The sequence below is a fragment of the Microbacterium sp. Root1433D1 genome (assembly GCF_001426835.1).
Classification (GTDB): Bacteria; Actinomycetota; Actinomycetes; order Actinomycetales; family Microbacteriaceae; genus Microbacterium; species Microbacterium maritypicum.
Genome location: NZ_LMFN01000001.1, coordinates 416,250 through 441,157 on the forward strand (window position 1 = coordinate 416,250; position 24,908 = coordinate 441,157).

Consider the following 24,908-nt stretch of genomic DNA (forward strand, 5'->3'; position numbering starts at 1 on the left):
AAAGACGGGTCACGGTGACTCATATCACCGCTTCATCACTACGGATCGTCCGGCACGTACCTGCCGGTGAAGGAGAAACGACAATGGCATCTGTGACTTTCGACGAAGCCACCCGCCTGTACCCCGGTGGAACCCGTCCGGCCGTCGACAAGCTGAACCTCGAGGTCGGTGACGGCGAGTTCCTCGTCCTCGTCGGTCCTTCCGGTTGCGGCAAGTCCACGTCCCTGCGCATGCTCGCCGGCCTCGAAGAGGTCAACGCCGGCCGCATCCTCATCGGCGACCGCGACGTGACCGACGTCCCGCCGAAGGACCGCGACATCGCGATGGTCTTCCAGAACTACGCGCTGTACCCGCACATGACCGTCGCCGAGAACATGGGCTTCGCTCTCAAGATCGCCGGCGTCGGCAAGGAAGAGCGCGCCACTCGCGTGCTCGAGGCTGCGAAGCTCCTCGACCTCGAGCCCTACCTGACCCGCAAGCCGAAGGCCCTCTCGGGTGGTCAGCGTCAGCGTGTCGCCATGGGCCGTGCGATCGTGCGCCAGCCGCAGGTGTTCCTCATGGACGAGCCGCTGTCGAACCTCGACGCCAAGCTCCGCGTCCAGACCCGTACGCAGATCGCGTCGCTGCAGCGTCGTCTCGGCGTCACCACGGTCTACGTCACCCACGACCAGACCGAGGCACTGACCATGGGTGACCGCATCGCGGTCCTCAAGGACGGCCTGCTCCAGCAGGTCGGCTCCCCGCGCGACCTCTACGAGAAGCCGAACAACGTCTTCGTGGCCGGCTTCATCGGCTCGCCCGCGATGAACCTGTTCTCGGCGGACCTCGCCGAGGGCGGCATCCGCTTCGGCACCGAGGTGGTCCCGCTCGACCGCGACACCGTCGGCCGCGCAAACGGTTCGCAGGTCACGGTCGGCGTGCGCCCGGAGGACATCGTCGTCGGCCCCGCCGATGGCAAGGGCCTCTCGGTCACGGTCGACCTCGTCGAGGAGCTCGGCGCTGACGGCTACCTCTACGGGCACACCGAGATCAACGGCAAGCGCGCCGACCTCGTCGCTCGCGTCGATGGTCGCAACCACCCGAACGCGGGTGAGACGGTCACGCTCGCAGCCTCGGCCGGCCACGTGCACGCGTTCGACATCGAGTCGGGCGAGCGCCTGAACGACAAGCCGGTCGTCTCCGCCTGATCGGATCCACAGACGCGGCGCAGGCTGACTTCGGTCGCCTGCGCCGCGTCTCTTTTTCCTCTTCGCACGCAACCAGGGAGCACCATGCAGGATTCGCTGCGGATCACCGCCAGCAAGATCGACCCGGGGTTGCTCTCCCTCCCCTGGTCCACCACGTTGGCGAAGTGGCCGTCCGAGCACATCGTCTCGCTCCCGAAGGGGCTCTCCCGCCACCTCGTGCGCTTCGCCGACCTCTCCGGTCGCGTCGTCGCCGTCAAGGAGACCACCGCGGAGATGGCGCAGCGCGAGTACGACATGCTCGGCAACCTCGCCCGACTCGATGTGCCCTGCGTCGACCGGGTGGCCGTGATCGCCGGGCGCACCGACGCGCATGGTGACCCACTCCCCGCCGCGCTGGTCACCTCGCACCTGCGCTTCTCGATGCCGTACCGCGCTCTGTTCACACGCGTTCTGCGCCCGGACACCGCCAACCGTCTGGTGGACGCACTCGCGCTGCTGCTCGTACGCCTGCACAACGTGGGCTTCTACTGGGGCGACGTGTCACTGTCGAACACCCTGTTCCGTCGGGACGCCGGCGCATTCGCCGCCTACCTCGTCGACGCGGAGACGGGAGAGCTGCACGAGGAGGGGCTCACCGACGGCCAGCGCGCCTACGACCTCGACCTCGCCCGCACCAACATCGCCGGCGAGATCATGGACCTCGCTGCCGGCGGACGACTCGAGCACGGCGTGGACGCGGTCGCGATCGCCGACGGCATCGTGTCGTCGTATCGATCGCTGTGGGCAGAGCTGACTGCACAGGAGTCGTTCTCCGCCGCGGAGACATGGCGCATCACCGAACGTGTCGAGCGGCTCAACGCCCTCGGCTTCGACATCGACGAGATGTCGATGTCGACGACCGCGGACGGCACCGTGGTGGAGATCCAGCCGAAGGTCGTGGATGCCGGACATCATCAGCGCCGTCTCATCCGCCTGACCGGCCTGGACGTCGAGGAAAACCAGGCACGACGTCTGCTCAACGACCTCGACGAGTTCCGGGCCCGCTCGACGAAGCAGTGGGCGGACGAGGAGATGTACGCGCACGAGTGGCTGACCCGAGTGTTCGAGCCGGTCGTGCGTGCGATCCCCTACGAGCTGCGCGCCAAACTCGAGCCGGCCGAGGTGTTCCACCAGGTGCTGGAGCACCGCTGGTACCTGTCTCAGGCGGAAGGACGATCCATCCCGCTCGCCGAAGTGCTCACCAGCTACATCAACGAGGTGCTGCGGCATCGGCGCGACGAAGCCACCATCATGGGTCCGCCCACCGAGACGATGAGTCTTCCCGTCATCACCGGCATGACGCCGGTCGCCGATGAGGACGAGGACGTGGACTGGCGGGATCTGGTCTGATCGACCGGCGGCTCAGTAGCCGACGGTGAACCGCTCCCTGTGGTGGTTGCCCTGCTCGATCTCGTCGACCACCGCGACGGCGAAGTCGGCACCCGAGATGTACGACTTGCCTTCGGCGTCGCGGACGATCACGTCGCCGCCGTCCCGGTAGTGGCCGGTGCGCTCGCCCTCCGCCCAGGGTCCGAAGACCTCGGCGGGGTGGATGAAGAACCAGTCCAGGCCCGCGTCGGTCGCCTCGAGGAGGGCCAGCGAGTCGATGCCGACCTGCGCCTCGTGCTTGTACTCCTCCGGGAAGCCCTGATCGAACAGGCGCGGCCCACCGGGGGCCACGAGGCTCCCGCCGGCGCCGCCGACGACGCCGAGACGCGTGTCCGTACCCGCGAGCTGCTCGACGACATTCGACAGCGCCTCGAGCGCACGGTCGGCCATGTCACCGCGCGGCGAGAGAGCCGAGACCACGGCGTCCGTGCCGACGAACGCTTCCGCGAGCGGTGCCAGGTCGAGAGCGGAGCCCTGCAGATATGCGGCCCCCGCCACCGGATCGGCCGGCGCAGAACGCGAGATCGCGATCACGGCATGGCCACGGCTCACCGCCTCCGTGACGATGTGACGACCGGCGTAACCGGTCCCTCCGAGCACGATGATGCGAGCCATGGTCTGCCTTCCCTCGAACGGTCTAGTTCTTCTTCGCGGCGCGGAGCGACGCGACCTGGTAGAGCGCGACGGAGGTCGCGATGCCGGCGTTCAGCGACTCGGTGGCCGCAGAGATCGGGATCGAGACGATCTGATCGCAGGTCTCGGAGACCAGGCGGGACAGGCCCTTGCCCTCCGACCCGACGACGATCACCACGGGACGATCGGCGAGCTGGAGCTCCGGGAGCGACACATCGCCGTCGCCGTCGAGGCCGAGCACGAACACGCCCTGCTTCTTGAACTCCTTGAGCTGCGTGGTGAGGTTGGTCGCCAGCGCCACCGGGGTGCGAGCGACGGCTCCGGCACTGGTCTTCCAAGCGGCGGAGTTGACGCCGGCCGAGCGACGCTGGGGAAGGATGATCCCCTGACCGCCGAACGCCGCAGTGGAGCGGATGATGGCGCCGAGGTTGCGGGGGTCGGTGATGCCGTCGAGCGCCACGAACAGCGGCACCTCACCGCGGTCGATGACCTGCTCGAGCAGATCCTGCGGGTGCGCGTACTCGTACGGCGGCACCTTGATCGCGACGCCCTGGTGCACACCGTCGAACCCGGCCATGCGGTCGAGCTCCGGACGTGTGACCTCCATCACGGGGATGCCCCGATGCGTGGCGATCGAGAGCATCTCCTTCACGCGGTCGTCCATCTCGACGCGCTGCGCGATGTAGAACGCCGTCGCCGGGATCTTCGCCCGCAGTGCCTCGAGGACCGAGTTGCGACCCGTCACGTTCTCGGTGTCGTCTCCCGCCTTGGCCTTCGGCGCACGGTTGCCCCCGCCACCGGAGCCCGGCCGGCTGCCACCGGGGCGGCCCTTGCCGCCCGTCGCGGCGGCGTAGCGCTCGGCCGCGGCCTTGCGCTTGCCGGCGGGGTGCCACGCGCGGTCCTCCGCCTTCGGCGTCGGTCCCCGACCCTCGAGCGCCTTGCGCCCGAGTCCGCCGGTGCCCTTGGTCGGGCCCTTCTTGTTTCCCTTGCTCGCGCCGGGGCGCCCTGGCTTAGCCATCGATACTCCAATGAGTTCCGGCCGGAGTGTCCTCCAGCGTGATTCCTGCGGCGGCGATCGCATCTCGGATGCGATCCGCCGCCGCCCAGTCCTTGTCAGCGCGTGCCTGAGCGCGCTGGGTGATCATCGTCTGGACGAGGGCGTCCAGAGCGGATTGCGAGGCGTCGGCCTTCGCCCCGGATGTGTGTGTGAGGCCCAGGACCGACGTCATCGCCAGCACGGCGCGCAGCGCGTCGAGCGCGGCGTCGTCCTCCCCCGCGTCCAGCGCCGCGTTTCCCGCACGCACCGTCTCGTGCAGCACGGCGAGCGCCTGGGGCACGCCGAGATCATCGTCCATCGCCGCCGCGAACGCCGCGGGGAGGCTCTGCGACAGGAAGAACCCGATGCCGCCTCCGGCAACACGTGCGGCGCGCTGCTGGAACGTGCTGATCCGGCTCAGAGCCGCTTCGGCCTCCGCCCACGACGAGTCGCCGAGGTCGAGGCTCGACCGGTAGTGAGCGGCGGCGAGCGCGTAGCGCACCACCAGGGGATCGTGCACGGCCAGCACGTCTGCGGCCAACGTGAAGTTCCCGAGCGACTTCGACATCTTCTGGCCGTCGACGGTGACGAGACCGTTGTGCATCCAGTAGCGCGCGAAGCCGTCACCTGCCGCCGTCGACTGGGCGAGCTCGTTCTCGTGATGCGGGAATCGCAGGTCGAGCCCACCGCCGTGGATGTCGAACTCGGGCCCGAGATAGCGCTTCGACATCGCGGAGCACTCGATGTGCCATCCCGGACGCCCGGCGCCCCACGGCGACGCCCAGGTGGCGTCTGCCGGCTCTTCGGGCTTGCTGCCCTTCCACAGGGCGAAGTCCTGCGGATTGCGCTTGCCCCGAGGGTCGGCGTCCTCCGCGGCTTCCATGGCATCGAGGGATTGATGGGTGAGCGATCCGTAGTCCGGCCAGGAGCGCACGTCGAAGTACACGTCTCCCGAACCGTCAGGGGCGGGATATGCGTGACCGCGCTCGATCAGCAGCGCGATGAGCTCCTGCATCTGCGGCACCGATGCCGTGGCTCGCGGCTCGTACGTCGGGGGCAGGATGCCGACCCCCGCATACGCCGCGCTGAACTCCTGCTCCATGCGATACGCGAGCGCCCACCACGGCTCGGAGTCGGTGGCGTTCGCGAGCACCTTGTCGTCGATGTCGGTGACGTTGCGCACGAAGGTGACCCGACCGTGGCGGTACTGCAGCCAGCGGCGCAGCAGATCGAAGCTCAAGGCCGCCCTGACGTGCCCGATGTGGGGGCCTGATTGCACCGTGGGTCCGCACACGTACATCGTGATGTTCTCGGGATCGAGAGGCACGAAGTCGCGCAGCTGCTGCGCGCGGGTGTCGTAGAGGCGGACTGTCACCGCTCAAGCCTACTCGGGGACGGCTGAGCGCCCGCCTTCAGATGACGATGAACGCCGGGAACCACCGACGCGATGGCCGTCACCGCGATGCCCTCTCCCCTGCCGGGGAACCCGAGCCCGTCCGTGGTCGTCGCCGTCACGGACACCGGAGCGCCCAGGACGGCGGACAGAACCCCTTCGGCCTCGGCCCGCCGCGGGCTGAAGCGCGGTCGATTGCCCTGGAGCTGCACCGAGACGTTGCCGATCTCGAACCCGGCTTCGGCCAGCAGCTCCCGGGTGCGAGCGAGGAAGACGTCCGCATGCGCGCCGGCGTACTCGGGGTGGGAGGTGCCGAAGTGCTCTCCGATGTCGCCGAGCCCCGCGGCACCCAGCAGCGCGTCGACGATCGCATGGGCGACCGCGTCTCCGTCCGAATGACCGGAGAGGGGCTGCTCCCCCGGCCACTCGAGGCCGGCGAGCCACAGGTTCCCCTCGCCCCCGAAGGCGTGGACGTCCGTGCCGATGCCCACCCGGGGGGTGCCGGTCGCCGCGACGCTCGCACCCAGCAGGTGGCGGGCGCGCTGGAGGTCAGCGGGCGTGGTGATCTTGAAGGCGCGTTCCGAACCGGCGATGTACCGCACGGGGTGGCCGGCCGCCGAGAACAGGGCCGCATCATCGGTGTACTCGATCCCGCTGTCGCCGGCGGCAGCGTACGCCGCCTCGAGCGGGCCCCTCGGAAACCCCTGCGGCGTCTGCGCCGCAGCGAGCTCAGAGCGGTCGACGGCCCCGACGACGGCCCCGTCCACGACCTTCTTGAGCGTGTCGACGACGGGCAGGGCCGGGATGATGCCGTGCTCTGCTGTCACGGCAGCGGTGACGGCGTCGATCTGCGACGGAGGAGTGAGCGCGCGCGCCGCATCGTGCACCAGCACGATCTCGACGTCTCCCCAGAGCGCGGCGAGACCTGCCGCCACCGACTGCTGCCTGGTCGCACCACCGGTGACCACACGACCGAGATCAGCCCGGTCGCCGGCCGCGGCGCGCAGTTCCGTCTCGGCGTCGCCTTCCCATCCATCGGGGGCGACCACGACGACCTGCGCAGGCGATGCGGCGAAGACGCCGTCGAGCGCGTGGCGGAGGACGGAACGGGCGTCGATGCCGACGAAGGCCTTCGGAGCTTCGGCACCCAGACGCGTGCCGGAGCCTGCAGCCACGACGATGATCGCTGAACGCGGGACAGGGAGGATGGTCACAGCATCACGTTACCGGCGAAGACGACGAAAGGCGGATGCCGAAGCACCCGCCTTTCGTCGTGAAAAAGAGCTCAGGAAGCGAGGACCTCGTCGAGCAGTGCGCCCGCCTTGTCCTCATCGGTCTTCTCGGCCAGCGCGAGCTCGGAGATGAGGATCTGACGAGCCTTCGCCAGCATGCGCTTCTCGCCCGCGGAGAGGCCGCGGTCCTGATCGCGACGCCACAGATCGCGCACGACCTCGCTCACCTTGATCACATCGCCGGAGGCGAGCTTCTCGAGGTTCGCCTTGTACCGGCGCGACCAGTTCGTGGGTTCTTCCGTGAAGGGTGCTCGCAGCACCTCGAAAACATGATCGAGGCCTTCCTTGCCGATGACGTCACGCACGCCGACCAGGTCGACATTCTCCGCGGGGACCTCAATGATGAGATCACCCTGGGTGACGTTGAGCTTCAGGTATTTCTTCGCCTCACCCTTGATGATGCGCTCCTTGACCTCAATGATGGTCGCAGCGCCATGGTGGGGATAGACGACGGTCTCGCCAACCTCAAAAAGCATAAAAACGTGTCCTTTCGGCAACCTCAAGGATACCACAGGGGACATGCGCTAAGGTTCGCGCCCCCGGTGCCGCAGGAGCCCTCACGACTTACGCATAGAATGGATGCGGATATCCCCGCCGGACCTCAGGAGGACCCGTGAAATCGCGCCTTGTTGCGTCTGCAGCCCTCAGCGCCCTCGTTCTGCTCGGCGCGACCGGGTGCACGTTCATCACCCCACAGTCCACCAAGACCGAGTACGCCGCATCCGACGGCGTGAACGTCTCCGACGCCGACGGCCCGATCGACGTGCGCAACGCCCTCGTGGTGGCCACCGAAGACGGCTCTGTGGGCAATCTCATCGCGGCGTTCGTCAACCCCACCGATGAGAAGGCGACTCTCACGATCACGGTCGCGGGCGTCGACCCGCTCGTCGTCACCGTCCCCGCCGGCGACACGGTGAGCCTGGGCGCCGGTGCCGAACCGCTGCGCATCGTCGGCCTCGACACCAAGCCGGGCGCGACGGTGGAGATGCACTTCCAGTCCGGCGACTCCACCGGGGTCAAGACGGAGGTTCCCGTGCTCGACGGAACGCTCCCCTACTACTCGGACCTCGCCCCCTCGGAGAAGACAGCCCCTTCGACGCCGACGCCGAAGCCCACCGACACGGCGGCTCCGGCCCCCAGCAACTGACACCTCAGAGCACGAAGACGAAGAGGCCGGCGCCCAGGGGCGCCGGCCTCTTCGCTGTCTCGACGGGCTCTTCGTCCCGCCGGGAGATCAGCCTTCGAAGCGGTATCCCAGACCGCGCACAGTGACGAGCATCACCGGCTCGCTCGGGTTCTCCTCGATGCGCGAGCGGATCCGCTTGATGTGCACATCGAGCGTCTTGGTGTCGCCGAAGTAGTCGCTCCCCCAGACCCGGTCGATGAGCTGGCCGCGGGTCAGTACGCGCCCGGAGTTGCGCATCAGCACCTCGAGCAGCTCGAACTCCTTCAGCGGCATGTTGATCTGGGCTCCGGCCACGGAGACGGTGTGCCGATCGATGTCGAGCGAGACCCGTCCGCCGTCGAGCACGCGCTCGTCGAGCTCGCTGTCCGCCTGCACGACCCGGCGCAGCACGGCACGCATGCGGGCGAGCAGCTCCCGGGACGAGTAAGGCTTCGTGATGTAGTCGTCGGCTCCGAGTTCGAGGCCCACCACGATGTCGACCTCGGAGTCCTTGGCCGTGAGCATGATGATGGGAACGGCAGAGGTCGACCGGATCTGCCTGCACACCTCTGTTCCCGGCATGCCGGGAAGCATCAGGTCGAGCAGCACGATGTCGGCCCCGCGCTCCCGGAAGGCCGCGAGCGCTCCGGGGCCGTCCTCCGCGATCTCCACCTCGTAGCCCTCACGCCGGAGCAGGTACGCGAGCGGGTCGGCGAGGTCGGGCTCGTCTTCGACGAGAAGGATTCGGGTCATGCTCTCTCTCCGTTTCGAACGCGCGCGGATGCGGCGGACTTGGCCGCTTTGCGCGCGCGCTTCTTCTTGCTCTTCTTGCCCGCGTCGAGGTTGTCGGGGGCGTCGATCCGGGGAAGACGGATCGTGAACGTGGACCCGCGGCCCGGACGCGACCACAGCCGCACCTCGCCGCCGTGCCGCTGGGTGGCGTGCTTGACGATGGAGAGCCCGAGGCCGGTCCCTCCGGTGCGCCGCGAACGGGCCTCATCGGCCCGGTAGAACCGCTCGAAGATACGCTCGCGATCGGCTTCTGCGATGCCGATCCCCTGGTCGGACACCGCGATCTCGACCACGCCGTCCTCCGCCCGGACGCCGACTCCGACGCGGGAGCCGCGGGGCGAATAGACGATCGCATTGGCGATCAGGTTTCCGACCGCCTCGATCAGGATCTGGGCGTCGCCGCGCACGAAGACGCCGCGGTCCCCTCCCCTGGTGAGCTCGACCCCTGCGGAATCGGCCTGCACGACGTGAGCCTCGATCGAGGAGGCGATCACCTCGTCGATCGCGACCGGGCCGACCTTCGTCAGACCGTCCTCGGCCTGGAGCCGGGACAGGCTCATGATGCGCCCGGTGAGCTGTCCGAGCCGCCCCGCCTCTGCGGAGATACGCGCGGCGAAGATGCGCACCTGCGCGGGATCGTCGGCCGCGGACTCGATGGCCTCGGCGAGAAGGCTCACCGCGCCCACGGGCGTCTTCAGCTCGTGGCTCGTGTTCGCCACGAAGTCACGACGCATCTGATCGAGCCGCTCCTGCTCCGTGACGTCGCGGATGATCAGCAGCACCAGACGCGTGCCGATCACGCTGGCGCGGGCCGAGACCAGGCGGGGGTCGAGGCTCAGACCCCCTCGGGTGAGGCGCATCGACTCGGTGGCGGTACCGCCGGCCTCCCTGACGCCGCGCACGAGCTGGCGCAGCTCCGGGTTGTCGAGCGTCGAGCCGACATCGATCCCGAACCGGGTCGCCGCCTGCGAGGAGGCGAGTACCAGACCGGAGGTGTCGACGATCGCCGCGGCATCGTCCATGCTGTGCAGGACATCGGTGATGCCGGCGGGAATCGCCAGCGATGTCTCCTCCTGCACGCGGGCCCGCGCCCGGTATGCCCACACGACGAGCAGGGAGAGGCCGACGCCGATCACCAGCCCGATGGCGAGCGAAGACAGCGCGAGCTGCGGCAAGGTCATGACATAAGCGTAGAGTGCGTTCACCGTCCGTCCGGCGGGTTTCCGCGCCCTCGCGGGAACAGGAGAAGTACTATTCACGTGCTGGGCACCGTTCGTTAACCTTCGAAGCAGACAATCGCTTCGGGCTTGTGCGGGAGCACAGACCTGCTCTCGTGCGGACGACCCGCCGTCTCGCGCTGACACAGCCGAGATCCGAATGAAAGGTTGCGCCCCAACATGCGCGAAGTCTTCCACCAGTCCCTCGAGGACCTTCAGAACCGCCTCGTCGAGATCGCCGACCTCGTCACGGTCTCGATCGACAAGGCCACCAGGGCATTCGCCACGAGCGATGTGGCACTGGCCGAGGAGGTCATCGCCGATGACGCCAAGATCGACGAGCTGGCCGTCGCCCTCGATGAGCAGGCGATCGAGATCCTCGCCCGCCAGCAGCCGGTCGCGCGCGATCTGCGCATCGTCGTGACCGCTCTGCGTGTGAGCGCCTCGCTCGAGCGCATGGGCGACATGTCGGAGCACATCGCCCAGCTCGCCCGCCTCCGCTTCCCCGAGCGCGCCATCCCGAAGGGCCTCAAGGGCACCTTCGTGAAGATGGGCGAGCTCGACGTCGAGGTGGCCCGCACGCTCTCCGAGTTGCTGCGCACCCAGGATCTGCGCTTCGCCGACGCCATCCGCAACGCGGACGACGATGTCGACGAACTGCACGCCACCGTCTTCGAGAAGGTGCTCAGCGACAACTGGAAGGGTGAGGCGACGGCGACCGTCGACGCCACGCTCGCCAGCCGGTACCACGAGCGCTTCGCCGACCACGCGGTCGCCGTCGCGAAGAAGGTCGTCTATCTCGCCACCGGTGACTGGGCGGTCGATGAGGATGACATCCCCCTCGCCGTCGAGCAGCAGGAGCTCGGCCAGCAGGAGTTCGGCCACGCCTGATCGCACCCACGGCAACGCAGAAGCCCCCGATGCCTTCGCATCGGGGGCTTCTGCGTGAGGAGCAGAGGCTCCTACTTCTTGCCCTGGGCCGCGACCGCTGCGGCACCGGCGGCCGCAGCCTCCGGGTCGAGGTAGCGTCCTGGGCCGGTGGGAACGTTGTTCTCGTCCAGCTCGTAGACCAGCGGGATGCCGGTGGGGATGTTCAGCTCGGCGATGTCGTCGTCGCTGATGCCCTCGAGGTGCTTCACCAGGCCACGCAGCGAGTTGCCGTGCGCCGTGACGAGCACGGTCTTCCCGGCCTCGAGGTCGGGGACGATCGCGCTCTCCCAGTACGGCAGCAGACGGTCGATGACGAGCTTGAGCGACTCGGTGCGCGGCACCTCGCCGTCGATGCCCGCGTAGCGGACGTCGTTCACCTGGCTGAACTCGCTCTCGTCGTCGAGCACGGGCGGCGGCACGTCGAACGAGCGGCGCCACAGCTGGAACTGCTCGGGGCCGAACTCCTCGAGGGTCTGCGCCTTGTCCTTGCCCTGGAGCGCACCGTAGTGACGCTCGTTGAGCCGCCACGAGCGGGTCACCGGGATCCACAGACGGTCGGCGGCGTCGAGGGCGATGTTCGCCGTCTGGATCGCACGGCTGAGCAACGAGGTGTGCAGCACGTCGGGGAGGATGCCGGACTCTGCCAGCAGCTCGCCGCCGCGGCGCGCCTCCTTCTCGCCCTGCGCGTTGAGGCGGACGTCCACCCAACCGGTGAACAGGTTCAGTTCGTTCCACTCGCTCCGGCCGTGGCGGAGCAGGATGAGGGTGCGCGTCGCAGTCATGCGGCCAGTTTATCCGCCCGGAGCCGAAGCCCGAGTCGGATGCTGGGAGGATGGAGACATGGCGTCATCTCCCCTCGGTCGGCCGACCCGCGGCACCACGGGGACCAACCGGCTGCGACGCAACGATCGCTGGATCGCCGCGAGCGACGCCCTGCGCCGAGCATCCGATCCGCTGGTCGTCGATCTTGGCTACGGAGCCAGCGGCGTGACCGCGTTCGAGCTCGCGACGCGCCTCGTCCGGGTGCGCGACGACGTCGAGGTGCGCGGCCTGGAGATCGATCCGGCGCGCGTCGCGACGGCCGACGCCCAGCTCGCCGAGGTGCGCGCGGGGCGGACGCCCTTCGCCCGCGGCCTCCCGGTCTCGTTCGGGCGCGGCGGATTCGAGGTTCCGCTTCCCGGCGGACGCCGGGCCGCGGTCATCCGTGCCATGAACGTTCTGCGGCAGTACGACGAGCAGGACGTTCCCGATGCGTGGTCCCGCATGGCCTCACGCCTGGCGCCGGACGGGCTGCTCTTCGAGGGCACCTGTGATGAGATCGGCCGCGTCTCGAGCTGGGTCGACGTCGATGCGCACGGCTCACCGCTGCGCTTCACGATCTCCCTCCGGCTCGCCGACCTCGAGCGCCCGAGCATCGTCGCCGAGCGATTGCCGAAGGCGCTGATCCACCGCAACGTCGCCGGAGAACGCATCCACGGGCTGCTCGTCGATCTCGACCGCGAGTGGGACCGCGCGGCGCCCCTGTCGACCTTCGGAGCCACGCAGCGCTTCCTCGCCGCCGTATCCGCTCTTCGCGCGCAGGGCTGGCCGGTCCTCGGCGGACGCACGCGTTGGCGTCTGGGGGAACTCACGCTGCCGTGGGCCGCAGTCGCTCCGCTGACGGACTGAGTCGTCCTGCCGCCGAGGGCGGGTCAGAGCTCGACGCCGGAACCGCGAGGGTCGGGAGCCGTGGGCCGTCGCGACAGCCGGGTGAGGCGCGGGATATCCGCCGTCGCACCTGCATCCGCCGGGACGATCACCTGCTGAGAGGCGGCGATGTCGATGCCGTCGGCGCGAACCACGAGGTCGCCGATCGGTGCGCGCCGAGAGAGGATCGCGAGCGCGATCGGACCGTCTTCGTGATGACGCGCCACCGAGGTCAGGTACCCGACCTCGTCGTCGCCGGCGAACACCGGCGCACCCGGCGCGGGCAGCACCGCATCGCTGCCATCGAGGTGGAGGGCGGCCAGACGGCGGGGCGGGTGACCGAGGTTGTGCACCTTCGCGACGGTCTCCTGCCCGCGGTAGCAGCCCTTGTTCAGGTGCACCGCGCTGCGGATCCAGTCGGACTCGTGCGGCAGCGAGCGCTCGTCGACCTCTGTCTTCCACCGCGGGCGCCAGGCGGCCACGCGCAGCGCCTCCGCGGCGAGGAGGCCCGCGAGCGACTCCCGATCGATGGATGCGGCGAGGGCGTCAGCAGCCTCCTCCTCGAGGATCGCGACGCGCCAGGCGAAGTCGGCGGCGGGGTGCTCGGCGACCTCGGAGTACTGGTGTCCTCCGACGCTGATCCGCTGCCACGGGTCGGCCCAGACGAGGGCGGTGCCGTTCGGAGCTGACGCGGCAGCGGTCACCGTCGATGCGACGGAGCCGCCCTCGACATAACCGACCAGCACGAGGTCGGGTCGGATGTCGACCGTGGCCTGGGTGCGGAGCTTCATGCGCGTCAGCCAGGCGGCGAGCGCATCGGCGTCGTCGGCGTCGACGATGAGCCACGTGGATGCGCCGTCGTCGAGCACACCGGCCGCGTGCTCGACGCGGCCCTGTGGATCGAGCACGAGGAGCTCTGTGCTGTCGCCGGCGGCGAGACGCCCCACGGCCTGCGACGTGATCGAGTCGAGCCAGGTCAAGCGCTCGGGGCCCGCCACCTCGATCACGGTGCGGTCGCCGAGCGGTGCGAAAGCCGAACCACCGGCGAGACGCCGCTGCTCGCGGAAGGCGTCTCCGAAGTGCACGATGAGGTCGCCGTCGGACACGACGCCGTCGATCTGGCTGAAGCCGGACACGTCAGACCTTGGCCAGGCGCGCCGACGCGTGCGAGCGCAGCGGGGTGCCGAGCGCGGCGATGTCCCACGCCCACAACAGATGTCCGTCGACGAGGCCGTACATGCGCGACGATGCGGTGTGCACCTTCGCACCGGCGCTGCGCACGACGGCGTCGGAGCCGATGTCGATGCGCGGACCGTTGATCTCGCCGAGGTAGAGCTCGAGAGCGCCGTCGGCGTGCGCGAGCGAGACCTCGATCGGGAACCCACCGCTGGGTGCGCGCAACTCTTCCACGTCGTTGACCGTGCGCGTGTGCACGGGCGCGGTGGGGGGAAGCAGCGCGGGGCCGGGATCTGCGGCCGTCGCCGGGCGCGCGAGTCGCCAGAAGCCCGTCTCGGCGAGGAGCGCCGCGGCGGGAGCCCCGTCCTCCGTGAGGAACGTGGCCGTGCTGGAGTAGTTCAGGAACGGTCCGCCGTCGTGGCTGAAGCTGATCCGGTGGGTGAACTCGCCCTGCAGACGCTCATCCCCGACCGGGTAGTCGATGACGCCGGTGCCCTCCCAGACGCCGATAAGCCACGCGAAGGGAACGATATCGGCCGGAAGGTCGACGGGCAGTTCGAGCATTATCGCGTCAGCGCTGGCCGCGGAAGAGGTTGCGCAGCACCACTGCCGAGACGAAGACGATAGCGAGGCTCGCAAGGCCCAGCAGGCCGATGAAGAAGATTTCGAGCGCCATGAGGTCCATGTCATCCACCTTACCGCGCTGCGCCGGTGTCAGGAGGGGATCAGCGCCGCGAGGCCGAAACCGACGGAGATGATGCCCATCAGCAGAAGAGCGCCGATGACGCTTCCGGAAACGCGGAAGATGAAGCCCTGGGTGCGCCCGTACCAGAGCTGCACCGCGAAGGAGAGCAGTACGACGCCTCCGAACCCGACGAGCAGCCAGGGCACACGCCATTCCTCCGGCACGAAGATGCCGATGGCGACGGTGGCGAGGAAGGCCGTGGCCCAGACGACGAGCACACCGACGAACGCATTGCGTGGTGCGAGTGCGGGATCCGTCATGTCTCCATTGTTGCGCATCGCTCCCGGTATCATGGCGGCACGACGTCGATCCGCGTCTGTGAGGAGTGCGCGTGGCCCAGGTGCTGGTTCTGACCAACGCTCCGCTCTCCGAGCAAGTGCTCCCCGCGCTCGAGCTGCTGAGCCACCGCACGCGCCAGATCCCCGCAGAGACGTCGCAGCTGGTCAGCGCCCCCGACTACGACGTCGTGATCGTCGACGGCCGCCACGATCTCGTCGCCGCGAAGTCGCTGTGCCGCCTGCTGCGGACAGCAGGGCAGGATGCGCCACTGCTGCTCGTCGTCACGGAAGGCGGGATGAGCGCGCTCTCGGGAGACTGGGGAATCGACGACGTCCTGCTCGCCACAGCCGGTCCTGCCGAGATCGATGCCCGACTGCGTCTCGCGCTGGCTCGACGCGATGAGGTCGCCGAGCCCGCACGCGTGCAGGCATCCGGCGTCACGATCGACGAGCAGTCCTACTCGGCGAAGTTGCGCGGCAGGCCTCTGGATCTCACCTACAAGGAGTTCCAGCTGCTGCACTTCCTGGCGACCCACCCCGCTCGTGTGTTCACCCGCGAACAGCTGCTGAGCGAGGTCTGGGGCTACGACTACTTCGGAGGCACCCGCACCGTCGACGTGCATGTGCGACGGCTCAGGGCGAAGCTCGGCGACCAGGAGCAGATCATCGGCACGGTGCGAAACGTCGGCTACCGCTTCAACGTCAACGAGGACGAGAGCCTCGCGAGCGTGGTCTGACGATCGACTCCGTTCACACGCGCGTCACCTCTCGGTGCTTAGATGTACCCCATGATCGATCCCGCACTCGCCGACGCCGGGCTGGGTGACGCCGAAGACGACGACTTCGACGCCATCGAGTCCTACGACTCCCAGCTCCCGGACCACCGCTACCTGGATCGCGAGCTCAGCTGGCTCGCCTTCAACCAGCGCGTGCTCGAGCTGGCAGAGGATCCGTCGCTCCCCGAACTCGAACGCGCCAACTTCCTGGCGATCTTCGCGAGCAATCTCGACGAGTTCTTCATGGTGCGCGTCGCCGGACTCAAGCGCCGCATCATGACCGGTCTGGCCGTGCCCACCAACATCGGCCGCTCCCCCGTCGACGCGCTCGCCGACATCTCTCGGGAGGCGCACGCTCTGCAGCTGCGTCATGCCGACGCCTGGACATCGCTGGTGCGACCCGCCCTCGCCGAATCCGGAGTGGAGATCACCGAGTGGTCAGAGCTCACCGACGGTGAGCGCGCGGCGCTGTCGGAGTACTTCGGTGCCCAGGTCTTCCCGGTGCTGATGCCGCTCGCGGTCGATCCCGCCCATCCGTTCCCCTACATCTCCGGCCTGTCGCTGAACCTCGCGATCCGCATCCGCAACGCCCGCACGGGGCGCCAGGAGTTCGCGCGCCTCAAGGTGCCGCCCATGCTTCCGCGCTTCGTCGAGGTGCCAGGAGGCGGCGAGATCAAGCGCTTCCTGCGTCTGGAAGAGCTCATCGCCAACCATCTGGGCGATCTGTTCCCCGGCATGGAGGTGCTCGACCACCACGCGTTCCGCCTCACCCGCAACGAGGATGTGGAGATCGAGGAGGACGAGAGCGAGAACCTCATCCAGGCGCTCGAGGCCGAGCTCCTGCGCAGGCGGTTCGGCCCGCCCATCCGTCTCGAGATCACCGACGACATGGATGACGTCACGATGGACCTGCTGGTCCGCGAGCTCGACATCACCGACCTCGAGGTCTACCGTCTCCCCGGGCCGCTCGACCTGCGCGGTCTGTTCGACCTCTCGCGCATCGACCGCCCCGACCTGCGCTACCCGCCGCATCTGCCCACCACGGCGGTGGCGTTCCAGCCCGCGGGATCGAGCGCCCGCGCCGACATCTTCAAGGCGATCCGCAAGTCGGACGTGCTGGTGCACCACCCGTACGAGTCGTTCACCACGAGCGTGCAGGCGTTCCTCGAGCAGGCCGCCCGCGATCCGCACGTGCTCGCCATCAAGCAGACGCTCTACCGCACCTCCGGCGACAGCCCCGTCGTGCAGGCCCTCATCGACGCGGCGGAAGCGGGCAAGCAGGTACTGGCCCTCGTCGAGGTGAAGGCGCGCTTCGACGAGGCGAACAACATCGTCTGGGCGCGCAAGCTCGAGAAGGCCGGCGTGCACGTGGTCTATGGGCTCGTCGGGCTCAAGACGCACTGCAAGCTCGCGCTCGTGATCCGCGAGGAAGATGGGATGCTGCGTCACTACTCCCACGTGGGCACCGGCAACTACAACCCGAAGACCAGCCGCATCTACGAGGACTTCGGACTGTTCACCGCGGATGCGCAGGTCGGCAAGGACCTGACGCGACTCTTCAACGAGCTCAGCGGCTACGCGATCGAGAAGAAGTTCAAGCGCCTCCTGGTGGCGCCGCTGCATCTGCGCAAGGGGCTGATCCGCCAGATCGACGCCGAGCGGAAGAACGCCGAGGCCGGGATTCCCGCGCACATCCGCATCAAGGTGAACTCGATGGTCGATGAGGAGATCATCGATGCGCTCTACCGCGCGAGCGCAGCGGGTGTGAAGGTCGATGTCTGGGTGCGCGGCATCTGCAGCCTCCGCACCGACCTCGACGGCATCAGCGACAACATCACGGTGCGCAGCATCCTGGGGCGTTACCTGGAGCACTCGCGCATCTTCGCGTTCGAGAACGCCGGCGACCCGCAGGTGTACATCGGCAGCGCCGACATGATGCACCGCAACCTCGACCGCCGCGTCGAGGCTCTGGTGCGCGTGACCGACCCCGCCCACCTCAAGGAGCTCGGGACGTTCTTCGACCTGGCGATGGACGCCGGAACGACGTCGTGGCACCTAGGCGCCGGCGGCGTCTGGGAACGCCACGCCGTCGATGCGGAGGGCAAGCCCCTCGTCGACCTGCAGGATAAGACCATGGGGTTGATCCAGCGGCGCCGTCGCGCACGGGCGGTTCGATGACTGCGCGACAGCTGCAGCTCCCGGCCGACACGGCGACGAGCTCGAAGTGGACGGACAAGGCCGTGTACGCGGCGGGGGCCGTCGTGTGGCGCCTGGTCGACGGCAAACTTCGCATCCTGCTGATCCACCGCACCAAGTACCGCGACATCACCCTCCCCAAGGGCAAGGTCGATCCCGGTGAGATGCTCGCCGAGACGGCCGTGCGCGAGGTGCACGAGGAGACCGGCATCCGCGTCTCTCTCGGGGTGTCGGTCGGCGTGAGCCGGTACCACCTCGCCTCGCAAAAGCAGAAGGTCGTGCACTACTGGGCTGCGGAGGCGACGGATGCGGCGATCCGGGAATCGACGTTCGTTCCCAACCGCGAGATCGCCGCGCTGGAGTGGGTCAGTGTGAAGAAGGCGCGTGCACGCCTGAGCTACCCCGTCGACCTGGAGATTCTCAACTTCTTCTCCAACCTCGTCGACGACGGCGTGCTGCGCACCTTCCCGGTGATCGCGCTGCGTCATGCGAAGGCCACACCTCGTTCGGAGTGGGACGGTTCGGATGCCTCGCGACCGCTCACCGAGCGCGGGCGCACGCAGGCGAAGTCCATCGTCGGACCGTTGCGCGCGTTCGGCGTGCGTCGGATCGTGACCAGTGACGCGGTGCGCTGCGTCGAGACGATCACCCCGCTCTCCCGCGCGCTCGATCGCAAGCCGGTGAAGACCGAGAAGATCAGCCAGGACGCCTGGGAGGACGGCGGGTCCGACCTGCGTGCGGTCGTCGGCCGCCGCATCCGCGCCGGCAAGCCGGCCGTGCTGTGCAGCCATGGCCCGGTGCTCCCCGGCCTGCTCTCGGAGATCGCGCTGGCCACCGGCACCATCCAGGGGTCCTACCTCAGCAGCGCAGCAGACCTCGAGCCTGCCGCGTTCTCGGTCGTGCACCTCTCGGCCACGAATCCCGGATCCGGGATCATCGCCATCGAGACGCACATCCCCAAAGTCTGACGTCCCCTGATTTCTCGCGGGAGCACCCCAGAGAGTCGCCCGTCGTTCACCTGCCGTTCACCTGCTCGGGAGAGTCTCGTTAACCGTCGCCCATAGCGTCACTGTGTGCCCTGCACCGGGCCCCACCCATTCCAGATCGAAGGATCCACAGTGAAGATCTCCCGAATCGCACGAATCGGCGCCATCGGCGCCGTCGCCGCTCTCGCCCTCGCCGGCTGCGCCGCGAACGAAGGCGGCACCGGCTCCACCGACGAGCCCACCTCCAACACTTCCGCCGTCAGCGGCTCCCTGGTCGGCGCGGGCGCTTCCTCGCAGCAGGTCGCCATCCAGGCGTGGACCGCCGAGTTCCAGAAGACCAACCCCGACGCCCAGGTCGAGTACGACCCGCAGGGCTCGGGCGGTGGCCGCGAGTCCTTCCAGCAGGGTGCGGTCAACTTCGCCGGTTCCGACCGTGCGTTCAAGACGGACGAGATCTCGGCCGGCGGCTTCGGCGCGTGCGTCGACGGCTCCGACATCATCGAGATCCCGGCCTACATCTCCCCGATCGCGATCGTGTTCTCGCTCGACGGCGTGGACGAGCTGAACCTCGCCCCCGAGACGATCGCGTCGATCTTCGCCGGCAAGATCACCAACTGGAACGACCCGGCGATCGCCAAGGACAACCCCGACGCCAAGCTGCCCGACCTCGCCATCACGCCGGTGCACCGCTCCGACAAGTCGGGCACGACGGGTAACTTCACCGACTACCTCGCACAGACCGCGGGCGACGTGTGGACCGCAGGCAGCGTCGAGGAGTGGCCGGCCGACCTCGCCGGCGAGTCCGCCGAGAAGACCTCGGGTGTCGCCAACGCCGTCAAGGGCGGACAGGGCCTCATCGGCTACATCGACTCCTCGCAGGCCGCCGACTTCTCGGCCGTCAACGTGAAGGTCGGCGACAAGTTCGTGCCGCACTCGGCCGAAGGCGCCGCCGCGACGCTCGACGCATCGAAGATCGAGGAAGGCCGCACCGACGGCGACCTCGCCTTCGCGATCGACCGCACCACCACCGCTGACGGCGCCTACCCCGTGCTGCTCGTCAGCTACCTCATCGGCTGCGCCGAGTACGAGGACGAGAACGTCGCCGCACTGACCAAGGCGTTCTTCACCACCGCGATCAGCGCCGAGGGCCAGGACGCCGCCGCGACCAACGCGGGCAGCGCCCCGATCTCGGACGACCTGCGCACGCAGGCCCAGGCTGCGATCGACCTCATCAAGTGAGTGAATGACGGTCTCCGGGATGCCTCACGGCATCCCGGAGACCGTCTGCTCGCGTCAGACACCCGATCTCCACTGAGCAGGAAGCAGCTCCCATGACAGCCACGACCTCGCCGGCGTCGACGCGCATCGTCGCGAAGAAGCGCGCCGGTGACCTCTGGTTCTCCGGAACGGCGGTCGCCGCCGGGTCCATGATCATGATCACGCTGGCCGCGGTCGCGATCTTCCTCATCGTTCAGTCGATCCCGGCCTTCACCGCGACCGCTGAGGACGCCTCACTCCTCAAGACGAATTTCTGGGACTACGTCGGTCCGCTCCTGTTCGGCACCGTCTGGGCGGCCTTCCTGGCCCTCCTGCTGGCCGTGCCGCTCTCCCTCGGCGTCGCCCTCTTCATCACGCACTACGCCCCGCGACGACTCGCTCAGGGCCTGGGCTACGTGGTCGACCTGCTCGCCGCCGTCCCCTCGGTCGTCTTCGGCCTCTGGGGCATCCTCGTCCTGGCCCCGGCCGTGCAGCCCATCTACGTCTGGCTGAACACGAACGCCTCCTGGATCCCGCTCTTCAGCGGGGTCGTCTCCCCCACCGGCCGCACGATCCTCACCGCAGCCATGGTGCTGGCGGTCATGGTCGTCCCGATCATCACAGCCATCTGCCGCGAGATCTTCCTGCAGACGCCTCGACTGCATGAGGAAGCCGCTCTCGCCCTCGGCGCCACCCGGTGGGAGATGGTGCGCATGGCCGTGCTGCCCTTCGGCCGCTCCGGCATCGTCTCCGCATCCATGCTCGGCCTCGGCCGCGCGCTCGGTGAGACCATGGCCGTCGCGATGGTGCTCTCGGTGAGCAAGGCCGTCACGTTCGAACTGCTCACCTCCACGAACCCCTCCACGATCGCAGCCAACATCGCGCTGACGTTCCCCGAGGCGTACCAGGTCAACATCAACATCCTCATCGCGACCGGTCTGATCCTGTTCGTCGTGACGTTCGCGGTGAACGCTCTCGCACGCTGGTTCGTGAACCGCCGCAAGGAATTCTCGGGAGCGAACTGACATGACCGTTACCGCCCCTGAACCGGCTCGCACGGCGAGCGCGGCTCCTTCCCAACTCTCGCTCAGCTCGGGCCACCTCCCCCGCTGGTCGCCCTGGGCCCTCCTCGCCCTCTCGTTCCTCATCGGCTTCACGCCCTTCGCGCTCGAAGCAGTCGCCAGCGGATCCGACCTCAACGTCGCCGGCTCCGTCGTGCTCGGAGCGGTCATCTACCTGGTGCTCATCTACGTGATGTCGCGCATCATCGAAGGCTCGCGGAAGGCGCTGGACCGCCTCATCACCGGCGTCGTCACCTCGGCGTTCGCGATCGCGATGGTGCCGCTGGTGTCGGTCGCGATCACCGTGGTCGCCAACGGAGTCGCCCGCTTCGACGGGCTCTTCTTCTCGTCATCGATGCGCGGAGTGCTCGGCGAGGGCGGCGGCGCCCTGCACGCCGTCATCGGCACGCTCCTGGTCACTCTCGCCGCGGCGGTCATCTCGATCCCGATCGGTCTGATGACGGCCGTCTACCTGGTCGAGTACGGCAAGGGCGGGCGCATGGCGCGCACCATCACGTTCCTCGTCGACGTCATGACCGGCATCCCCTCGATCGTCGCGGGTCTGTTCGCCTACGCGGTCTTCGCGCTGATCTTCGGTCCCGGTGTGCGCATGGGCATCGCGGGCTCGGTCGCCCTGGCCGTGCTCATGATCCCGGTCGTCGTGCGCTCCACCGAGGAGATGCTGCGGCTGGTGCCGAACGAGCTGCGCGAGGCGTCGTACGCTCTCGGCGTGCCGAAGTGGCTCACCATCGTCAAGGTGGTCCTTCCGACCTCGATCGCCGGCATCACGACGGGTGTGATGCTCGCCATCTCCCGCGTGATCGGCGAGACCGCGCCGCTGCTGCTCACGGCCGGATTCACCGATGCCATGAACTACAACCTGTTCAGCGGACGCATGCAGACGCTCCCGGTGTTCACGTACTCGCAGTACGCGTACCAGGGCATCCCCGCTGAGGCATACGTGGAACGGGCCTGGGCCGCCGCCCTGACGCTCATCATCATCGTCATGCTGCTCAACCTGATCGCGCGGCTCGTCGCGAAGATCTTCGCACCCAAGACCGGCCGCTGAGCCTCGACCCGACAAGCAAGGAACTGCAGTGTCCAAGAGCATTGAAGTCAACGACCTGAACGTCTACTACGGCGACTTCCTCGCCGTGGAGGGCGTGTCCCTCGACATCCAGCCGCGCAGCGTCACCGCATTCATCGGCCCGTCCGGCTGCGGCAAGTCCACGTTCCTGCGCACCCTCAACCGCATGCACGAGGTCATCCCCGGCGCCCGCGTCGAGGGCGAGGTGCTGCTCGACGGCAAGGACCTCTACGGCCCCGGCATCGATCCGGTGCTCGTCCGCCGCCAGGTGGGCATGGTCTTCCAGCGTCCGAACCCGTTCCCCACGATGTCGATCAAGGAGAACGTCCTCGCCGGTGTGAAGCTCAACAACAGCCGCATGTCGAAGAGCGACCAGGACGCCCTCGTCGAGAAGTCGCTCACGGGCGCGAACCTGTGGAACGAGGTCAAGGACCGCCTCGACAAGCCCGGGTCCGGCCTCTCGGGCGGTCAGCAGCAGCGTCTGTGCATCGCCCGCGCGATCGCCGTGTCGCCCCAGGTGCTGCTGATGGACGAGCCGTGCTCGGCTCTCGACCCCATCTCGACCTATGCGATCGAGGAGCTGATCGGCGAGCTCAAGAACGAGTTCACGATCGTGATCGTGACGCACAACATGCAGCAGGCGAGCCGCGTGTCCGACAAGACCGCGTTCTTCAACATCGCCGGCACCGGCAAGCCCGGGAAGCTGATCGAGTACGACGACACCACGTCGATCTTCACCACTCCCTCCGTGCAGGCCACAGAGGACTACGTCTCCGGCCGCTTCGGGTGAGCTGAGGAAACACGTGAAGAGGGCCCAGGAACTTCGGTTCCCGGGCCCTCTTCACGTTCCGGCGCGTCTTCGCGTGCCGGCGCCTCGAGGGATCAGTCGCGGGGCGAGAGCAGGTAGCGGTTCAGGTCCGCAGTCAGCGTGTGGTCGACCGGAAGTGCGACATCGTCGACGGCCGTGATCGCGGCGGCGAGACGGACGCTCGACACCAGCCACGCGGCATCCGCTTGGGGGAGGTCGGTCGCCGGGATGCGGTCGTAGCCGACGTCGAACCCCTGGGCGGCGAGATACTCGTAGACGCTGAGCTGCGTCGTGCCGTGCAGGATGCCGCCGTTCGGAGCCGGGGTCACGAACCGGTCATCGAAGCGGAGGATCAGAGAGGCGGTCGGAGCCTCCAGCACGAACCCGTCGCTCGAGAGGAAGATCGCATCGTCGGCGCCGCGTCGGTGCGCCTCACGCAGGGCGGCCATGTTCACGGCGTACGACAGCGTCTTCGCGCCCAGCAACAGCCACGGGGCCCGTTCCGCCGCACCCAGGTCGTACCCGCGGTCGAGCGTGACGACGCGTACGCCTCTCTCGCGCACGGCCGAGAAGTCGGCAGCCGGGGCCGCGGTCACCCACGCGGTCGGCGTGGGGCCGTGCTCCACCCCACGGCTGAGGATGAGCTTGATGACCGACTCGCCCGCACCCAGCCGCACGGCCGCGTGGTCGATGGCCTGGCGCCACTGCGCGAGGTTCGGCACGGGAAGGTCGCACAGTCGAGCCGAATGCGCGAGGCGTTCCAGGTGGGGCACGACCTCCTGGGCATGCCCGTCGACCACGCCGATCGACTCGAACACGCCGTCACCGCGCTGTGTGCTCAGCTCCCCGACACTGAGCGCAGGGGCCGCAGCGTCGACCTGCGTGAAGGTGTCGGCGAAGTCGCTGCGCTGCACGTCGGCGGCGACGGGATCGATCATGAGTGCAAAGCGCCCTGTCATGATCCGAGCCTAGATGGCGGGAATACCCACCGCCTCATCGCGTTACAATTGAGTGGCCGGGCCGCATAACCCCGGGCTCCAATTTTTGCCGCTTTGAGCGGCCTTCCGCCGAGAGGCGTTCTTGCGGCCCGGTCTTTTCATGTCCGGGCAGTCTCTCCGCCGCCTCAGGCGAGAGCATCCATCCGCCACAGCACAGCAGCCGCGGCCAGATCCTGACCGTAGCTGCTCAGCCGCAGCGCGCGCGTGGTCAGCTCGCTGGCCCGAGCCGGCTCGGTCGGCTCGTAATCGTCGGCGGCATGGGTCGCCCCCGAGGCCTGCACGCGGCAGAACGCCGCGGCGCGGTCGAGTGCGACGGCGAAGTCGCCGCGGAACGCGCCCCGCAGGATCGTGTCGATCAAGGCGACCAGCTCGTCCGGACTCGCCGGCACGGGCGCCCCCGCGATAACCGCATCCGCCGACGGCAGTTCGACGCGCCCCCGGTCGTAGAGGAGTGCGGCGGTCTGCGGGTCGCCGTGGATCGCGAGCTGCAGGACGTAGAGGCGCCAGAGTGCGCCGGGCAGCGTGCGCGACGGCGCCTTCGACCACAATTCGGCGATCTCGTCGATCCCGTGCTCGGCGGTGAAGGCCACGAGACGTTCCGCACTCGCCCCACTCTCATCTGCGCGGACACGGGTCAGCAGAGCGGATGCCGTGGCATGCGCGACGCGCGTCTCCTCGGCGGGATCGTGCGCGCCGACGATGTTGTCGAAGGCACTCGTGGGGCGGCGCACAGGGCGGTGGTACTGCTCGGGCATCCCTCCAGGGTACGCGCGATCAGTGC

Annotated in this window: 25 protein-coding genes; 12 read left to right on the forward strand and 13 right to left on the reverse strand. The window is 68.4% G+C overall.

The window, feature by feature from the left end:
* Window positions 1–83: 83 nt before the first annotated feature.
* Together ASD13_RS01915 and ASD13_RS01920 are read left to right on the forward strand one after the other, a co-directional pair.
* Window positions 84–1,187, forward strand: coding sequence for an ABC transporter ATP-binding protein (locus tag ASD13_RS01915; RefSeq protein WP_055865216.1), 1,104 nt, complete (start codon window positions 84–86; stop codon window positions 1,185–1,187).
* Window positions 1,188–1,271: 84 nt separating this feature from the next.
* Window positions 1,272–2,576: a DUF4032 domain-containing protein gene (locus tag ASD13_RS01920; RefSeq protein WP_055865219.1), complete on the forward strand. Its 1,305-nt coding sequence runs from the start codon at window positions 1,272–1,274 to the stop codon at window positions 2,574–2,576.
* A gap of 12 nt (window positions 2,577–2,588) precedes the next feature.
* Here ASD13_RS01920 and ASD13_RS01925 read toward each other — a convergent pair whose 3' ends face one another.
* From ASD13_RS01925 to ASD13_RS01945, 5 genes are all read right to left on the reverse strand, one after another.
* Window positions 2,589–3,230: an NAD(P)-dependent oxidoreductase gene (locus tag ASD13_RS01925; protein WP_055865223.1), complete on the reverse strand. Its 642-nt coding sequence runs from the start codon at window positions 3,228–3,230 to the stop codon at window positions 2,589–2,591.
* 22 nt (window positions 3,231–3,252) lie between these two features.
* Window positions 3,253–4,266 (reverse strand): 23S rRNA (guanosine(2251)-2'-O)-methyltransferase RlmB, encoded by a 1,014-nt coding sequence (rlmB, locus tag ASD13_RS01930; RefSeq protein WP_017828955.1) that lies wholly within the window; start codon window positions 4,264–4,266, stop codon window positions 3,253–3,255.
* Entirely contained in the window at window positions 4,259–5,659 is a 1,401-nt protein-coding gene (gene cysS / locus ASD13_RS01935) for a cysteine--tRNA ligase (protein WP_055865226.1), read from the reverse strand. Before cysS ends, rlmB begins: the two co-directional genes overlap by 8 nt.
* The gene (gene ispD, locus ASD13_RS01940; protein ID WP_055865228.1) at window positions 5,656–6,891 is read right to left on the reverse strand and encodes a 2-C-methyl-D-erythritol 4-phosphate cytidylyltransferase; all 1,236 of its coding nucleotides are present in this window, start codon (window positions 6,889–6,891) and stop codon (window positions 5,656–5,658) included. Before ispD ends, cysS begins: the two co-directional genes overlap by 4 nt.
* 71 nt (window positions 6,892–6,962) lie before the next feature.
* Window positions 6,963–7,445, reverse strand: a complete 483-nt coding sequence (locus ASD13_RS01945; RefSeq protein ID WP_017201416.1) for a CarD family transcriptional regulator — start codon at window positions 7,443–7,445, stop codon at window positions 6,963–6,965.
* 137 nt (window positions 7,446–7,582) lie between these two features.
* On the opposite strand from ASD13_RS01945, the gene ASD13_RS01950 reads away from it, so the two are divergent.
* A complete protein-coding gene (locus tag ASD13_RS01950) occupies window positions 7,583–8,116 on the forward strand; it encodes a hypothetical protein (protein ID WP_055865231.1) in 534 nt (177 codons plus the stop codon).
* 87 nt (window positions 8,117–8,203) lie between these two features.
* Here ASD13_RS01950 and ASD13_RS01955 read toward each other — a convergent pair whose 3' ends face one another.
* Entirely contained in the window at window positions 8,204–8,887 is a 684-nt protein-coding gene (locus ASD13_RS01955) for a response regulator transcription factor (protein WP_017828959.1), read from the reverse strand.
* Window positions 8,884–10,107, reverse strand: coding sequence for a sensor histidine kinase (locus ASD13_RS01960; RefSeq protein WP_055866802.1), 1,224 nt, complete (start codon window positions 10,105–10,107; stop codon window positions 8,884–8,886). Before ASD13_RS01960 ends, ASD13_RS01955 begins: the two co-directional genes overlap by 4 nt.
* A 216-nt stretch (window positions 10,108–10,323) precedes the next feature.
* Between ASD13_RS01960 and phoU the strand changes: the two genes are divergently transcribed.
* The gene (gene phoU / locus ASD13_RS01965; RefSeq protein ID WP_055865234.1) at window positions 10,324–11,034 is read left to right on the forward strand and encodes a phosphate signaling complex protein PhoU; all 711 of its coding nucleotides are present in this window, start codon (window positions 10,324–10,326) and stop codon (window positions 11,032–11,034) included.
* Between the two features lie 71 nt (window positions 11,035–11,105).
* Here the strand turns inward: phoU and ASD13_RS01970 are convergent, their stop codons facing one another.
* Window positions 11,106–11,855 (reverse strand): phosphoglyceromutase, encoded by a 750-nt coding sequence (locus ASD13_RS01970; RefSeq protein WP_021199094.1) that lies wholly within the window; start codon window positions 11,853–11,855, stop codon window positions 11,106–11,108.
* A gap of 58 nt (window positions 11,856–11,913) precedes the next feature.
* On the opposite strand from ASD13_RS01970, the gene ASD13_RS01975 reads away from it, so the two are divergent.
* A complete protein-coding gene (locus ASD13_RS01975) occupies window positions 11,914–12,741 on the forward strand; it encodes a class I SAM-dependent methyltransferase (protein ID WP_055865238.1) in 828 nt (275 codons plus the stop codon).
* A gap of 23 nt (window positions 12,742–12,764) precedes the next feature.
* Here ASD13_RS01975 and ygfZ read toward each other — a convergent pair whose 3' ends face one another.
* From ygfZ to ASD13_RS01990, 3 genes are all read right to left on the reverse strand, one after another.
* The gene (ygfZ, locus tag ASD13_RS01980) at window positions 12,765–13,895 is read right to left on the reverse strand and encodes a CAF17-like 4Fe-4S cluster assembly/insertion protein YgfZ (protein ID WP_055865241.1); all 1,131 of its coding nucleotides are present in this window, start codon (window positions 13,893–13,895) and stop codon (window positions 12,765–12,767) included.
* Between the two features lies 1 nt (window position 13,896).
* A complete protein-coding gene (locus ASD13_RS01985) occupies window positions 13,897–14,499 on the reverse strand; it encodes an FABP family protein (protein ID WP_055865244.1) in 603 nt (200 codons plus the stop codon).
* Between the two features lie 150 nt (window positions 14,500–14,649).
* A complete protein-coding gene (locus ASD13_RS01990; protein ID WP_017828966.1) occupies window positions 14,650–14,940 on the reverse strand; it encodes a hypothetical protein in 291 nt (96 codons plus the stop codon).
* A 71-nt stretch (window positions 14,941–15,011) separates the two neighbouring features.
* On the opposite strand from ASD13_RS01990, the gene ASD13_RS01995 reads away from it, so the two are divergent.
* The 7 genes from ASD13_RS01995 to pstB all read left to right on the forward strand — a co-directional run bounded on the left by ASD13_RS01995 (window position 15,012) and on the right by pstB (window position 23,111).
* Window positions 15,012–15,695, forward strand: a complete 684-nt coding sequence (locus tag ASD13_RS01995) for a winged helix-turn-helix transcriptional regulator (protein ID WP_055865247.1) — start codon at window positions 15,012–15,014, stop codon at window positions 15,693–15,695.
* 51 nt (window positions 15,696–15,746) lie between these two features.
* On the forward strand, window positions 15,747–17,912 hold the full coding sequence (locus tag ASD13_RS02000) for an RNA degradosome polyphosphate kinase (protein WP_055865249.1): 2,166 nt from the start codon (window positions 15,747–15,749) through the stop codon (window positions 17,910–17,912).
* Window positions 17,909–18,898 carry an NUDIX hydrolase gene (locus tag ASD13_RS02005; protein WP_055865252.1) on the forward strand — a complete coding sequence of 330 codons (990 nt, stop codon included), beginning with the start codon at window positions 17,909–17,911 and terminating at the stop codon, window positions 18,896–18,898. The genes ASD13_RS02000 and ASD13_RS02005 overlap by 4 nt, the downstream gene beginning before the upstream one ends.
* A 150-nt stretch (window positions 18,899–19,048) precedes the next feature.
* Entirely contained in the window at window positions 19,049–20,155 is a 1,107-nt protein-coding gene (pstS, locus tag ASD13_RS02010) for a phosphate ABC transporter substrate-binding protein PstS (RefSeq protein WP_055865256.1), read from the forward strand.
* A gap of 92 nt (window positions 20,156–20,247) precedes the next feature.
* The gene (gene pstC / locus ASD13_RS02015) at window positions 20,248–21,198 is read left to right on the forward strand and encodes a phosphate ABC transporter permease subunit PstC (RefSeq protein WP_055865259.1); all 951 of its coding nucleotides are present in this window, start codon (window positions 20,248–20,250) and stop codon (window positions 21,196–21,198) included.
* A gap of 1 nt (window position 21,199) precedes the next feature.
* A complete protein-coding gene (gene pstA, locus ASD13_RS02020) occupies window positions 21,200–22,303 on the forward strand; it encodes a phosphate ABC transporter permease PstA (protein ID WP_055865262.1) in 1,104 nt (367 codons plus the stop codon).
* 28 nt (window positions 22,304–22,331) lie between these two features.
* Window positions 22,332–23,111: a phosphate ABC transporter ATP-binding protein PstB gene (pstB, locus tag ASD13_RS02025; protein WP_017828973.1), complete on the forward strand. Its 780-nt coding sequence runs from the start codon at window positions 22,332–22,334 to the stop codon at window positions 23,109–23,111.
* Window positions 23,112–23,203: 92 nt separating this feature from the next.
* Here the strand turns inward: pstB and ASD13_RS02030 are convergent, their stop codons facing one another.
* Together ASD13_RS02030 and ASD13_RS02035 are read right to left on the reverse strand one after the other, a co-directional pair.
* A complete protein-coding gene (locus ASD13_RS02030; RefSeq protein ID WP_055865265.1) occupies window positions 23,204–24,088 on the reverse strand; it encodes an aminodeoxychorismate lyase in 885 nt (294 codons plus the stop codon).
* A 164-nt stretch (window positions 24,089–24,252) separates the two neighbouring features.
* A complete protein-coding gene (locus ASD13_RS02035; RefSeq protein ID WP_017828975.1) occupies window positions 24,253–24,882 on the reverse strand; it encodes a hypothetical protein in 630 nt (209 codons plus the stop codon).
* Window positions 24,883–24,908 lie beyond the last annotated feature (26 nt).